This window comes from Lunatibacter salilacus (genome assembly GCF_009797935.1).
Classification (GTDB): Bacteria; Bacteroidota; Bacteroidia; order Cytophagales; family Cyclobacteriaceae; genus Lunatibacter; species Lunatibacter salilacus.
In genome coordinates this window covers 250,714-265,286 of record NZ_VOLC01000008.1, presented here as the reverse complement: position 1 = coordinate 265,286, position 14,573 = coordinate 250,714, and the positions used below count along the sequence as shown (strand labels likewise).

Sequence of the window (14,573 nt, the reverse complement as noted above, 5' to 3'; positions counted from 1 at the left end):
ATCTCGCAATTATAATCATCCCTCCGTGCGTCGCCTGCGTCATGCTCGATTTCATCTGTTTATTTTTTGTTTTTTAACGGTCAGATGGAATCTCGCTATGATAATCATCCCACTGTGTGACGTTTTCGTCATGCTCGATTTCATGTGTTTATAATTTGTTTTTCAAAGGTCACATGGAATCTCGCCATTATATACATCCCAGAGTGCGACGGGTACGTCATGCTCGATTTCATAAGCCGATCTATTTCTAGTGACCTCACTAGTGAAATCTCTCCCGTCGGCAAATTCCGATCGTCAAAGCTATATGGGACATACTTTCTCATCGATCAATTTACGAGCGTTCAGCGAATTCGTCTATTCAGTGGCTTTCTTTTTTTCAAGGGGAATGTTCTATCGAATAGCTTAATTACTCTTCTTCATTTGCTTTCCCAGACTTAACCTCCTTAACCCTTTCCATAAACTGTTCAGGGGTAAGTGGCTTGGCGTGTTTCATTCGCTCCCGGAGTTCTTTTTCGCTCATTGGGAACGGTGAGGAAATGTGTTTTGATTTGATATTAGACATTCCGACTTGATGAATAGTTATTAAAACAAATATGAACAAAAAAAATGATCATTTGCACCTGGAATTTCTTTGCCAATAGATTGCGACTGACTTTGCTATTCACGCTCCGGAACTGCCTGACCCCTAACGAGTGACTAAAAGACTAAGAGACGGAGATATCCACTATATCGCAACGATTCGGTATAGAAAGTTCACGCTCCGCAACTGCCGACCCTCACAGACTACCGACTCTTCTCTTCCCTCTGCAGTCTAATCGCTTCTTCAATTAACCTCTCCCCTTCTTCTTTTGAAATACGCTGGGCTTTACTTTTGAGTGAATTCCATACCTTTTCTTTTTCTTCCGGTGAAGGCGAAGGGGTTTGTGTTTTTATTCATAGCTCAGATATAGGTTGACTGTACTGTTTTCACGCTACGCTTAAATCCACAAAGTAGGTGCCGATCGCTTTGATATCTATTTCACCTGCAGTCCCAGTTTAGCGGATATCATTGAAATCCCCTATTTAATATGGTAATTTACCTAAAACACTTATTAAAAATACCCTGATCGGGGTATTTTTTCTAAAAAAATATAACCTTATCTTACGAACTCCGCTAATCGAACTAAAAAACAAAAAATAGGCAAATTATTTACAGGAGTTAAGGCGGAGGAACTGTAGCGACATCATTAACACTGTTTCATGCTTTGAATTGGATGTCCGACAGATTTAATTCTCTTTCCATCTATAATTGATTAGAATTAGTTTAATTATAATTATCAATCTTCCTTATTTAGAAAATGCTACGTTTCCTTCATACAAATTTCTTACTTTGACTCCGAAAACGATTGGAATTCTATTGATAAAGAAGATTGACGCCTATGGGCTATAAGCCAGAGTGTTACGGTTAACTGAATAAAAACTTATAAATACAACGATTGTAAGAATGGTTTAGGCAAAAAAGACCAAATAGATCTGAGGGAATAGGAATCAATTGTAACAAATAACTAATAATCAGAATATCATATGGATGTAAAAGTAAATTTTATTGATACCGCAAGCCATTCAATTGAGTGGGGAAATGCTACCTGGGATGTAAATGACTTCTCTATCAGAAACAGATTTGATAACGCCATTACCGGTAAATTTAATAAAGCAGGATCAGGAGAAATTCCATGGAAGGACTTCAAATTAATGATTAAACAAAGTATTCTCAAAAAGCAATTGGGTAATGCGGAATTAGCTGATATACTGAAAGACATCGCAACAGTAATATCAACCTTGCCATAATGTGTGGATGCTACAGACTATAGGACAGCGGTCCCCTCATTTATTGCGATAGTGCGAAAAGAAATCGTATAGATAACTGGTTGACATTTCCTTCAATAGTTGTTCTTTCAATTGGATTGAAGCGTTTTTTAGTAAAGAGATTGTGCGAAGCTATTCGGATAAGGGAAACCCAATTCTTTACTGCATGCCTGTTGCCCACTAACGTAAGGTGTGCATGCGGATTAGACTTCAAAAAATATCTTGACCTGTAGGCGGCGAAATTGCGTGATGCGCCTTTATCAAAAATGTCTATGGAGTACACACAAGTAAAATCAAATACATCGTTAATCATGAAAATAATAATCCAAACAAAAACAGGTGAAGCGTTGAAAAACATAATATTTAAATATGTTGATGACCAAAACCTAAATACTTGGGTAGTAAGAAAGGATGCTAAAGGGATAATTTTTCTAACGCATAAACGTGAACAATGGTACGACCGAGCCCTGATAGGATTTGCTATTTGACCAAATCAATTTGAAGCTCACATCACTTGGTGGAAAAATAAAGAACCGACAGAGGTGATGAAAGGGTACTATTTGGGCAGATTTGTAGAAGTTTTGCTTGTTCATTTTAAAGATCATTATCATGATTTTAACGTAATTAAATGAGGTAAACACATACAAAAAAGTATAAATTAGTTGCCAAATATCACCAATAAATCCAAAAATGAAAGAAGGTATTGAAAAATTGTATTCCTATCGAAAGAATTTCCTTGTCATAGGTCTAACCGGAAGAACAGGATCCGGATGCAGCACAGTAGCAAATTTTTTATCAAAAAGTGGTATAGACATTGGATTTAGTGATTATAAAATAACTGATCCCAGAACCAACGAAGATAGAAAACAAAATATTATAAAACATTTCTCCCAACAAAATTGGCAACAATTTTATTGTATCAGGGCAAAAGATATTATTACCGCATATATTTTAGAAAATTCCTATGAAGATTTCCTGTCATTTTTGAATGTTAATTTGTTTAGCGAGCAAAATTCGTCTTCATACATTCAAAGACTTGCTTCAATAGAGCAGGAATTTAAAATACTTCATAATCTAAGGACTAAGGTTCAAAATAAGGAAACTGAATTATCCGCTGAAATAACCGAAGAAAAAATAAAGGAAAAATTTGATTTTCACTTTAAACTTCTACCATCCTTCACCGATAAATTAAAACAGGCAATCGAAGAGGCTTCCAATAGTGAGTTTACATCGATTTTTCAAAGTATTGGGAACAATATAAGGTCATCAGGAAATGCATTTAAAGAGGACCCATTTACTATACAATATGCTGACGCAATAGTTAGCAAAATGAATAAGCTAATTAAGTTAATTAAAAAAAGCGCTGAATTCGACAACAAAAAATGTCTAATTGTATTGGATGCGCTGAGAAATCCATTTGAAGTCTATTTTTTAAGAGAAAGATACAATTCATTTTATTTACTATCTATCAATACGGACGATGAACACCGAAGGGAGAGACTAGGGAAATTAGGTGTAAGCACTTCAAGTTTAGATAAACTGGATCAAAAAGAATATCCCAAAAATTTAATTGGGAAGGACCTGTATTTATCCCAAGACATTCAACGATGTATCGAGATTTCTGATATTCATATAAACAATCCACAAAATCAGCTGAAAACTCTCCATTATCAAATCTTGTTGTACTATTCATTGATTATGAAACCGGGACTAGTTCCTCCAACAGCATCTGAACGGGTTATGCAGCTAGCCTATTCCGCAAAATCAAATTCCGGATGTATTTCTAGACAAGTAGGAGCAGCAATTACTGACAAAAATTTCTCCATTAAGGCTATAGGTTGGAATAACACCCCCCAATTTCAAGTCCCCTGTCTGTTAAGAAATTCTGAAAATCTTTTCAATATGAAAGACTTAGAATCCTTCAGTAAATACGAACAGAATAACTCAGAATTTAGAAATCTGGCGATTCATGCTTTAAATGATGAAAAAGTTTCAGATTATCAAAAATGCGGAAATAATATTTCCTATTGTTTTAAAGATATACAAAATAGTTTAGAAGGAGAAAAAAACCAAGTCCATACTAGGTCCCTCCATGCAGAGGAAAACGCATTTTTACAACTTTCAAAATATGGAAACAGTGGAATCGAAAATGGAAACCTATTTACAACCGCAAGTCCTTGTGAGCTCTGCTCTAAGAAAGCCTATCAGTTAGGAATAAGAAAAATCTATTATATAGATCCCTACCCAGGAATAGCAACTTCCCACATTTTGAATGGCGGAACTAATAACCCGGAATTAATTCTTTTTAAAGGGGCAATCGGCAGTGCCTACTTTAAACTATACAACCCGCTTTTACCCTACAAAGACGAAATTAAGCAAGCAACAGGATTATTTTATAAGAAAAAAGAATCAGTTGAGGTATCTAGTCTAAAGGCGGAAATACGACATTTACAAAATGAACTTGATAATCAAAAAAAAGTGAATGACCCCCCCACTAGGTGAGTTTGCCACTACACCTTCCTGTCAAAAGGAATTTGAAATTACGGTTTCGATAAAATAGCTCGCGCATCTCAACGTTCCCCGTACCTTTCATTCCAATCAATCCCCCTATTGTGTCCACTTGGTAACCACCACGGGATTTAGGCTTCCGTTTTACCCAATGGGACGGCGCTCTAATGAATCTACTTTGCGCTGATTCCCAACAAAAAAATCAGGGGTCGGCTTGACAGGATCGATGAAATTCATAATTTGGTAGCTGAAACCCTTAACCACTTGTAGACAAAGCGCCAAACCTGCGGAAAGTTCAGGCATCCTGTGTAGGAACCAACCGTTAATTCATATACCGGCATCCGAGAAAAGGCAGAATCAGACAAAATCTAGTTTATGATATCCTAACGGAGGCATGAAGAAATAGCAAATCCGCATATATTGCAATTTAGTTAACCTACTACGATTTTGACCCAAAAATGGACTCAATAAAGCTTAGCATCTTCGATCTTTTCGGTGCCATAATTCCTGGACTCCCTATAGTCATCCTTCTTTCAAGAATTATTGCACATGAACAGTTCTCGTTTAACGGTTTATTTATTGAAATGCAGGGGATGAATCTAGTCTCTATATTTTTAGTCGTCATTATCAGCTATCTAAGCGGCTTTTCAATGCAGTACCTCTCCTATGAGGTATTCAAAAAGCTAGTTAAGTTATGGGGTAAAAAACGAATGAAAGGTTTTCCCGTTAGTTTTGGAAAACGTGGAAAGGAAATTTCATTGATCCGTGAAGCAGCAGTAGAAAACTCTAAAGTTTTGAACACTTTCTTCGCATATAGGACAATGTGTTATAATGCTTTTTTTTCACTGACTGTTTTTGCCCTAGGACTTCTTATTCACCAAAGCCTTTACTTCTCAGTTACCCATGAAATCATATTTGTATGTATATTTGCATTGATATTTTCAATATTGTTTTTGAGAAGGGCGGTAAGCTTTCATGAATGGGGGCATGGGCTTATCTCTGACTCCATAGAAGCCATCAACAAATTAAAAAATCGCTCTTGATTTCTACTCCCCTTTATCTCGACTATGCATCCACTACCCCCCTCGATCCAAAGGTTCTTGAGGCTATGATGCCTTATTTTTTGGAAGAGTTTGGCAACGCATCGAGCAATACACATATTTTCGGGGAACGGGCCGCTACGGCTGTCAACGCATCTAGACAAACGCTATCCGAGGCAATAAGATCGTTGCCGGAGGAAATTCACTTCACCTCCGGGGCCACAGAGGCCATTAATCTGGCACTAAAAGGAGCTTTCCTTACGTACGGTCATCAGAAACCACATCTTATTACTGTCCAAACGGAACATAAGGCCGTATTGGACACATGTGGTTATCTTGAAGAAATCGGAGCAGAGGTCACCTACCTTCCCGTGGATTCGGAAGGCCTTATAAATCTGTCGGAGCTGGAAACTAGCATTCGCACTGATACTTTACTTGTAAGTATTATGGCCGCAAATAATGAAACCGGGATTTTGCAGGACATTGAGAAAATTGGCGAGATCTGTAAATCGAACAAGGTATTTTTCTTTACGGATGCTACTCAGGCTTTTGGTAAGATCCCGGTAAATGTAGTAGATCAGCATATTGATATGTTGTGCTTTAGTGCGCACAAGATTTATGGTCCGAAGGGTATTGGAGGACTTTATGTAAAAAAAGGAATCAACCTAACACCTCAAATCCATGGAGGAGGACATGAGTTTGGACTTCGATCGGGGACATTAAATGTTCCTGGCATAGTCGGATTGGCAAAAGCAACCCAACTGTGCCACGATACGTTGGAGGAAACATCTCTACACATGAAAAAGATCCGGGATACATTTGAAACGGAAATGGAAAAAGCTGGAAAAATAAAAGTAAATGCAAAAAATGCTCCCAGACTTTCACATTTTAGCAATTTTCAACTGTTGAGCGAAGACGCTGATTCTTTTATCCTCCGAAACAGAAATAAAATAGCTGTTGCACAAGGGTCGGCGTGCAATTCGGCATTAATTCAGCCTTCACATGTACTTAAGGCGATGGGATTAGATAATGAAGAATTAAAAAACTCAATTAGGGTAAGTTTTGGAAAAAATATAAAAATTCACGAAAATTTCAACCTAAAGGAGTTGATTAAAAAACCATAAGAAAGAAAACACTGGATTAAAAACAATTCCCTTTATAGTACTTCCATAAACGTATTTTAGTCATAGAGAAACACCAACAGAAATACATTAAAAGCCAAAAATATGTTTAATTTATTGTCACTCATATTTAATATTTGCTCTAAACAATAACAACTCGTAAGTTATTAAACTGAAATTTCACGTAATAATAGATATTTACTATTATTAATTTTACCAATGATTATTCCTTTACCGACAACATGTAGTCCGCTAAAAAGGAACTCTTCTCTGCAATTATCCCATTTGCAATATCATCTAAAGCGTCTGGAGGAAGGTGATTAAACCCTTTCTCTAAAATTCTTTTTGTTCTTACTTTAAAATAAGGAATAGTTGCCAATGAAATATCATTTTTCAAGACTCTACCTTCATTAATCTCAATTAGATATTCTATAAAGGAACTAAAAGATCTTACTCCTTGAGTGTTATAAATTATAGAATTTCCTTCATAAATCATTCCATCATAGAATGAATTATAAATACTACCAAAATCAACATAAGGACTTTCTTCGCAAGCTATATTGATACCATCCTTCTTCTGAAAAAGACTAATTTCTTTTTTTTCTATGCTAGTAAAAAGATTATTTAACTCCTCAATTAACTCATTAGAAGATTTCTCAATTTCGAAAAAGGTAGGAGAGGGGGACAATTTATTTAAAATTCTTTTGAATAGAAGTAAAAATATAGACTTTTGAGCCAACACAGTGTATATTAAATAAAACTTTGGGAAAAATTTGGATTCAAGAGCTTTACGAAATTTTTCTACCAGGTCTCTCATATCTCGTTTTTCACCAAGCTTCTTTCTACTTAAAGTAAGTGCAAAACTTAAATTACTTTCACTAGTTTCGTTATTAATCTCTAAAATTACATAGTTGTATGGAACTAGTCTTTCGAAAAAAGAAACAATCGACCTCAAATATTTGTCTTCAAATTGTTTTTGAACAATTTCTAAGATCCTGTAATCAAATCTAAACAGCTCTGATTCCTTAAATTCATCATCAATATCAACTTCATATTCCCTGTTATTTTTAATACTTTTTTCATATAATTTCAAAGCTTCTCCAAGCCTTTCAATTTCAGGATACTCATTATCTAATATGATATCAATATTAAATAAAGTATTCAATCTATTTACCCAATTCCTCGCCTTAGAAAGGCTCCTAAAGTCTCCCATTCTTGATAAGGAAACTTTTATGAAATAGTCATCAATAATTTGATATAATGACAATATCCCTGTTAAATGAGGTAATCTAGGTTTTAAACCTTCTCCATACCAATCAACAATCTCTGGCTTTAAATAATCAAACTTTGCTTTCATTTCCCCAATATGATTAGCAGAATCAACCATTGACTGAACAATGAGTGCTGACAGATCTTTATCATCCATTAATATCTGTCGTACAAAACTCACTTTTTTAGCATTTGTATTTATGTCAACAAATATTCTTCGGACTATGTCAACGGGGGTTAAAGATTCCCTGATAGCCAACTTGGAAAAGTCCAAAAATACCACGTCTTGCTCATATTCTAATATGCTCGATTCTTCATCTGCACTTTTATATAATGAATCTAGGCGGTGTTGACCGTCAATAACAATTGCAAAGACTCTTTCTCTATTCCATGCAAATAATTTCATATCAAAAACCTTTGAAATTTCAAGCAAATAAACATGGTTTACTTTGCTAAGGTTTTCTGATCCAACAATATATTTCTCAATTTTACTATTTGAATTAAAAACTGACTTATTGTAAATAAGTTCTTTCAATTTTTGAGAATTATCAGGATTTAAGTCTAGATGTTCAGAAAATTTTCCTTCACTTGTTTTTGGCATTAGAGCCACAATAATGGGTGGGAAGTATTTTACCTTCCTTCCCTTTCCTAATATATAGTTTTTCGAAATTTCAGAAACTCTAATTTTATCTACTTCTCTTTGAACAATTTGACTAACTGGCCAAGTTTTATCTTTTGATAAGGTTTCGTAGAATGATATGTCCTGCTTCAATTGTTGAACCCTTGCAGAAGTTATATAAGTCTCAACTTCATTCTCCTTACCAAATCCACCTACCTTTACACTATAAATATTTGAAATTTCGATTTTGTCATTCGATAAGCCAGCTTCCTCAATCTCATCAAAATCTTCTAGTTCATCCATACTTAATTAGGTTTAATTGTTAGTCCTGGTTTTATATTGCGAGAAAGAATTTCCTCCATGAGAGTACTTATCTCGTCCCCTCCATGCGACGGAATTTTCTTATATCCAACCCAAATTTCAGAGTGTAGTATATTTTGGGCGTCAATTTCGGGAATTATACGAGTTTTTGAATTAAAATGCTGATTTGCCAGCCTATTCCTTAAATTTATCGCTTTGCCAATATAAAATGGCCTCGCAAAGCAAATTTCTTTAAAAAAATCAAAAAATGGATTAACATTCAATGGATCCATTAAATATTTTAATAGCTTAATTTTCTGTTTATCACTAATTCCGAATGGATTGGACTTCTTTCCAAACCTTTGTTCTTCAACCTTTACTTTAAACTTATACCTTCCGAGAATTTCTTCCGGAGATTGCAATGATTTGCAGGAGAATTCAGCAAGTTTGTCAATCAAATCATTTGGGTTTATCATCTGTGGGTCATATTCAGGCCAGTATACCCAAAAATAAATACCACTTTCTTCCGGAATGCCATCAAAGGGATCCTTATAAAATTGTTCTAAATAAGATAGTTTATTGTAAACTATTCCATTAAAAACCATACTCATATAAAACAGCTTGCACATCCCACTCCCTCAGCAGCCAAAATATCATCTTGCCAGCTACCTATAGCCTTGCTTTGCTCGCGGTGGGTTCTTAAATAATGTTCTCGTTTAATGGCATTCACTCGCTCGGGGTGAGCGAGTTCTTCCAAGGTTTCTTCCTGCATCCACGTATACCCATTTACTTCGTAGGTCTTTGCCTTCTCGAATAGCTGGGGGTGTTGCTCCAGAAGCCATACCCATTCGATCTTTTGCTGATAGAAGCAAAAGAAACAGCCGGATCTACTACGGGCATATACGCCCGTTTTTAGCTCCCCGTCTATCTCTACCTTATATTCCAGTTTCTTATAATAGCCAGGTGCCCCTACTCCTGAGTCCTCCAGGATTTTAAATACATCATCCAGCCGAATAATATCCTCATTGTCTATGAGCGGAAATGAATGCAGTTTGCCCACGGGATAATCGGTTGTTTGAAGGAACCGAAAAACTACTTGATTGAATGCCCTTATCCCTATCCTTAGCAGGGCTTCCAATTTTTGTTTTTGCGTATAGCTTGTATTAATCGGCCTGACGATGTACGAAAAGGCCTCACTCATTTCCTTTGACGGCATTACATCCGCATACAACTGGGTGAGTTGATCAATATGCTGGTTGGACAGCACTTTCTTGATCACGTCTTCACTCCATATATTTTCCCGGAAAGGAAAAATGGACTGTACATTGGGCTTCTTGGAAATATAGCCTTCCCGATTTTCATCTCCCCTTATCCCAATATAGGAAATCGTCGGTTCGTCTCCAATATAGGCCTCGAAAGGCTCTAATTTAAGCTTTTTGGTACACCATCTGGCCATAGAGCTGGGAAGATATCCGCCATACAATTCCAGAAAATGATCAAAATTGCTTTCGGCATTGGTGTAATTCTCCTCAATGGACTTAATTTCTTTGATGTCCTTACCCAACGCACTTTTTAGCCGCTCAATAAGCGCATAGGTCTCACCAAGCTCCCTACCGGTATCACTTGTGTAATATTCGATTTCCAATCGGGGGTATAAATCACGGAGATATAGCGCCAAGGCAGCCGAGTCCTTGCCTCCCGAAATCCCTAAAACATGTCTCACTTTTATCATCTATAAAAAATCTTTCAACAATTTAACCAAAGCGGCTTTATTAAGCAACTTTTCATCACTTTTTAATAAAGAATTCAGCTTCAAATATAATTCACTGACTTTCTGTTGTTGCTCCGGACTCAATGAAACCTTATCATGAAAGACTTTCCCAGTCTTGTCAATCAAATCAAACGTGTATGCTTCATGTTCCTCCTGCTTTAAAAATGCATGAACTTCCTGTACACGGTCTAAATTAGAAAAAGCCTCTTTAAAGCTATCCAATAGGATACGCTCCTCCTGATCGTTTAGCTGTTCAATGGATTTCCCCAGGAGTTGATCCGCCAGTGACTTAAGCCAACTATCCCTGTCGTCCAGTTTGGACATTAGCCGGGTATGAAAGACCCTGAACTTTGGAATCAGCAAATGCGATTTGACTCCTTTATATTTGGCCTGCAATGCCAGTTTATAGGTCGTAAAATCCCCTTCCTTTAATGAGGTTACTTGAACTAAACCGGATTCTATTCGATTTAAGAGTTCATCATATGCCGTTCGCAGCTCATATATAGCTCCATTTAATTGGTCAGTAAACCCTTTGAGTAAGGCACTGTCTTCCTCAAAGCTAATTTTTCCAAACCCCAACGCCGTGGGGATTGACTCAAATAGCGCCGTAGCGGGATCTTCTGCCTTTTGGATGGCATCTCTAAACCCTTTGGCCTGCGCTGTTAATTTATTTGTTTGCAGGGTATATGCCGGAAGGTTTCTATAAAAGCGTACAAATGCACTGAAAATCCGGATAAAGCTTGTGCTTTGCCCTACCCCTTCGGCGATGGAAGTAATCTCCCTATACTGGTGAAATAGATCGATTTTAACTCCTTCAATTTTGTAGGCTTTGATACTGTAGTCACCCGGCTTTTTGTGTATCAGGTCCAGTACGTCGTTATCGATATAGGGCACATAACCGCGGTCGTTGTGAAAGAGTGCAAAATCTTCTTTTTTAATGATTAAAAAAACCGGCACCCAGAATGCCACGAATCCATTCTTCAATTTAAGTTCACCTGATCTTAACTGCTCGTAGAACTCATTTAGGTTTCTCTTTGAAAAAACGGCTGACTCTAAAAATTCCATGCTCTGCTCCCACAGCCGGAAAAAACTATCTTCCGTTGGGGATCCAAGCCCATATATTCCTTCATTAAACCGGTGAATGCCGGTATCTTTTAACAAGGATAGGTAAATGGTCTTTTGAGGCGGAAACCTGTCTTTTACATAACCGAGATCCTCAAGGTGGGCATTTTCAAGCAAATCAGAAAGCAGTGCCTTCCGGGCCGTCATGATCGGGGTACTCAGGTATTCCCGATTTGCCAGTTCATTCCTGAATTTGGGTGTAAGCGCATACTTCTCCTCACAAAACTGGGAGATTTTTTTATTGAAGTCGGTTTTCGACACTATCCGAATCTCTTCACCGTTGTAAATCCAATAGGATTCCGGAGAACTACTAAATAGATAGCCTTCAATCAGCATGGAGATTTCGCTCTCTGCGTGGGTAAGCTCCTCCAAAAGCATTTCATGTGCCAAATTATCATCCTTGGCGACCGTCTCCATTACCTCTCTAATTTTCCCAATTTCAAAAAGCAGCCCTTTGACAGTATCCAGTGAATTGACCACCACAAATAGCTGGGGGTAGGTTAGATTTTTGGAAATCTCGATAAGCTGCTTTTTGATTTCCCCATCGGTGAAAAGAATGTTCACATAACCGTCAAGCTCCCCTTCCGGTTCGGGAAAGACCAGTTCCTCCACAAAGCGATATTTGAATAACCTTGGTGTACCAAATTTGTATTGGTAGGCTTTGGCTTGTACAATTGGTAAATCAATATATTGCCTCAACTGCCCCGTGATAGGCAGGTCCCGGTTTACGTTTTTACCTGCATTTTCAATGGCTTCCTCTATATTGAGCGAAGTCCCCGTAGTAAATTTAAACTTCTTGGAGGCATAGGAAAAGGATATGATCCGCTGGCTTTTTAGTGTCTTAATCAGCCTTTTGGAATCTTCAATCCCCATGTTTAACCTGGCATATTCGGAGAGCACGTTTTCATCCCAAGTCCCAAATTCTCTCGCAAATAAATTCACAAGCAGTATCGTTTTGAGCAGATTCGCCATCTGCGTTGACTCCACGCTATTTGCGGCAATGAGACTTATTTGCTCAAAGGCCACAAAGGCACTTTCCCATTGAGTTTTGTCCTTGTTGAATTTTCTATCCAAGAGATAGGTGGATAAAGTGGTATAGAGGTAATCATAGACTTTACCCAAGTGAAATCCCTCATTGCCTTGAGGATCCCATCCTTTTAGTCCAATTTTTTCGTTTGAAGAAAGGAAGGTAAACAGAGACCGTTCGTTTTGGCCATAACGGGTCAGCGCATTTACTAGGACGTAGGCAGACAGGTAATCCAAGGGGTATAGTTTCCTGGCGAGATCAGCGTCAAGAATCCCCGTATTGTTGATTAGATTGGATGTTTGAATTAGGTGCTTTAACTCATCAAACCTATCTTCATCTCTAACCTCAAATCTCATCTGCTGCTGTCGCTCCGCCGCTAAAAAGAGCAGTTGTTCTATCGGCTCGTTGAAGCTGACATCTAGCAGTCGTCCCCTAACTTTTTCCCATTCATTCCGCTCGTTGGCTTTCAGATTATAGAAGTAGGAACCAAAATTCTGGTGGAGGGCTGTTATCAACAGGACGTTGTGGTCGGGACTGTTGGCAAATTCAGCGAGTTCCTGAATAAAATATAGTTCCGATCCCGGATCATTAGCAACTGCGTATTCCAGAAATTTACCAAATTCATCCACCAAAATAACGGTACAAGTGTCTGTATTGGTTTTTGCGGATAGTCCCTGCAAAATGGCTTTTGTGGTATCCTTCTTGACGTCAAGTTTTTCGGCAAAAGCCTCTTTGAAAGAACGGCTTTCTCCAATAAAATTGAAGAATTCAAACGATTTTATGCCGTTAAACTGCCCGTTGACTGAACCGAAATAGGCCTCGTTCTTTCCTTCGAGATTTTGTTCCAACGCCCAAAGAAAGCTGGATTTGCCTGTTCCATAGGAACCGATAATATTAAAAGCTCTGTGTCCTGTCCGAAAGTTGTTGGCTATCCGCTCAAAGACCTGCTTGGCGTTGGGGGTAGCGATATAATGGATATCCCTGGCCTGATCACGAATTATATTGGTAGATACTGAAAACTCAGCCATTGTAATATCTTTCTAAAATTTCCCACTTGTCCAAAAACCGGTCAAGCTGTACTTCCTTCCGTCCCGCATCTTCCTTGAAGACAATCTGACCGGGAAATAGTTCACAGAGTTTGCCTACATGCCACTCCACCCCCTCATTGGTACAAACCAACGCATCTCCTACGGAATCAATGATTTCGTCCACCGAGATCGATTCCCGATCGGGGAAAGAATCCAACACACAATAGAGAAAAACCGGGGAGGGAATCTCCTTTTTAAGATCGACCCGCAATTGATAAGTTTGTTCGCCAGTTGAAATCGGAACTTTTGAAATCAGATTTAACTCAACAAACATGGAGGAAAGATCATCCTCTATGGCTTTCCCTGTTTTTTCTTCCACAAGGTACATTTTGACAAATACCTTAATATCATTTTGCAACGTCTTTTCCGCCACTTTCCCTTCTGCCTTCAGGTTGAGAAACTGACGCAGTTGTGATTGATTAAACTGATTCCGATGTCTTGATTTTCTGAACTCTTTGAAAAACAAGCTGTATATGCTTGCCCTCCCCAGACATACCAGATGATACTGCCAAATCCAAAGGCTACCGGGATTTTCAAGAAATTCATCCCATCCTCCGGGAACCAACATGCTGCCGGCCAATTTCGAAAAATTGCCTTCTTCTTCTTTGACGCCGAAAGCCTTTAACCAAAAATGGATGGCTGCCACCATGTTTTTGCCGACACCAAGTTTTAATATAGCGTCATCCGCTCCGAAATCCCCACCATTTCCCATGAAATCAACGCCCTTCTTGAGCCAAAAGCTTCGGCAGTGAAAGGTGTCGTGTCCGGTAAAGGTGAGTTTTTCTAACATCATGCGTATATTGAAAATAATATTTTATACAAAATAAGCGATTTTTGCATTTTAGAACTAGCTAAAATCGCAT

The 14,573-nt window shown here is 37.9% G+C and carries 10 protein-coding genes; 5 read left to right on the top strand and 5 right to left on the bottom strand.

Annotated elements, in window-relative coordinates:
* Positions 1-1,563 precede the first annotated feature (1,563 nt).
* The 5 genes from FQ608_RS13085 (at position 1,564) to FQ608_RS13065 (ending at position 6,517) form a co-directional block, all read left to right on the top strand.
* Positions 1,564-1,827, top strand: a complete 264-nt coding sequence (locus tag FQ608_RS13085) for a hypothetical protein (RefSeq protein ID WP_158858679.1) — start codon at positions 1,564-1,566, stop codon at positions 1,825-1,827.
* Between the two features lie 329 nt (positions 1,828-2,156).
* Positions 2,157-2,333, top strand: a complete 177-nt coding sequence (locus tag FQ608_RS13080) for a hypothetical protein (RefSeq protein ID WP_158858678.1) — start codon at positions 2,157-2,159, stop codon at positions 2,331-2,333.
* A gap of 202 nt (positions 2,334-2,535) precedes the next feature.
* Entirely contained in the window at positions 2,536-4,347 is a 1,812-nt protein-coding gene (locus FQ608_RS13075; protein WP_158858677.1) for a hypothetical protein, read from the top strand.
* A gap of 464 nt (positions 4,348-4,811) precedes the next feature.
* Positions 4,812-5,396 carry a hypothetical protein gene (locus tag FQ608_RS13070; protein WP_158858676.1) on the top strand — a complete coding sequence of 195 codons (585 nt, stop codon included), beginning with the start codon at positions 4,812-4,814 and terminating at the stop codon, positions 5,394-5,396.
* Positions 5,393-6,517: a cysteine desulfurase family protein gene (locus tag FQ608_RS13065; protein ID WP_158858675.1), complete on the top strand. Its 1,125-nt coding sequence runs from the start codon at positions 5,393-5,395 to the stop codon at positions 6,515-6,517. Before FQ608_RS13070 ends, FQ608_RS13065 begins: the two co-directional genes overlap by 4 nt.
* A 220-nt stretch (positions 6,518-6,737) precedes the next feature.
* Here the strand turns inward: FQ608_RS13065 and FQ608_RS13060 are convergent, their stop codons facing one another.
* The 5 genes from FQ608_RS13060 to FQ608_RS13040 are packed head-to-tail and all read right to left on the bottom strand — an operon-like array spanning position 6,738 to position 14,503.
* Positions 6,738-8,705: a ParB N-terminal domain-containing protein gene (locus FQ608_RS13060; protein WP_158858674.1), complete on the bottom strand. Its 1,968-nt coding sequence runs from the start codon at positions 8,703-8,705 to the stop codon at positions 6,738-6,740.
* Positions 8,706-8,707: 2 nt separating this feature from the next.
* The gene (locus FQ608_RS13055) at positions 8,708-9,313 is read right to left on the bottom strand and encodes a GIY-YIG nuclease family protein (protein WP_158858673.1); all 606 of its coding nucleotides are present in this window, start codon (positions 9,311-9,313) and stop codon (positions 8,708-8,710) included.
* Entirely contained in the window at positions 9,310-10,434 is a 1,125-nt protein-coding gene (locus FQ608_RS13050) for a phosphoadenosine phosphosulfate reductase family protein (protein WP_158858672.1), read from the bottom strand. Before FQ608_RS13050 ends, FQ608_RS13055 begins: the two co-directional genes overlap by 4 nt.
* Positions 10,435-13,650, bottom strand: a complete 3,216-nt coding sequence (locus tag FQ608_RS13045) for a hypothetical protein (RefSeq protein WP_158858671.1) — start codon at positions 13,648-13,650, stop codon at positions 10,435-10,437.
* Positions 13,643-14,503: a DUF4007 family protein gene (locus FQ608_RS13040; protein ID WP_158858670.1), complete on the bottom strand. Its 861-nt coding sequence runs from the start codon at positions 14,501-14,503 to the stop codon at positions 13,643-13,645. The genes FQ608_RS13045 and FQ608_RS13040 overlap by 8 nt, the downstream gene beginning before the upstream one ends.
* Positions 14,504-14,573 lie beyond the last annotated feature (70 nt).

What these genes read in the sequence shown, in the direction of transcription:
- FQ608_RS13085 (WP_158858679.1), top strand. Translation starts at nt 1,564, where the DNA reads ATGGATGTAAAAGTAAATTTTATTGATACCGCAAGCCATTCAATTGAG.
- FQ608_RS13080 (WP_158858678.1), top strand. Translation starts at nt 2,157, where the DNA reads ATGAAAATAATAATCCAAACAAAAACAGGTGAAGCGTTGAAAAACATA.
- FQ608_RS13075 (WP_158858677.1), top strand. Translation starts at nt 2,536, where the DNA reads ATGAAAGAAGGTATTGAAAAATTGTATTCCTATCGAAAGAATTTCCTT.
- FQ608_RS13070 (WP_158858676.1), top strand. Translation starts at nt 4,812, where the DNA reads ATGGACTCAATAAAGCTTAGCATCTTCGATCTTTTCGGTGCCATAATT.
- FQ608_RS13060 (WP_158858674.1), bottom strand. Translation starts at nt 8,705, where the DNA reads ATGGATGAACTAGAAGATTTTGATGAGATTGAGGAAGCTGGCTTATCG.
- FQ608_RS13055 (WP_158858673.1), bottom strand. Translation starts at nt 9,313, where the DNA reads ATGAGTATGGTTTTTAATGGAATAGTTTACAATAAACTATCTTATTTA.
- FQ608_RS13050 (WP_158858672.1), bottom strand. Translation starts at nt 10,434, where the DNA reads ATGATAAAAGTGAGACATGTTTTAGGGATTTCGGGAGGCAAGGACTCG.
- FQ608_RS13045 (WP_158858671.1), bottom strand. Translation starts at nt 13,650, where the DNA reads ATGGCTGAGTTTTCAGTATCTACCAATATAATTCGTGATCAGGCCAGG.
- FQ608_RS13040 (WP_158858670.1), bottom strand. Translation starts at nt 14,503, where the DNA reads ATGATGTTAGAAAAACTCACCTTTACCGGACACGACACCTTTCACTGC.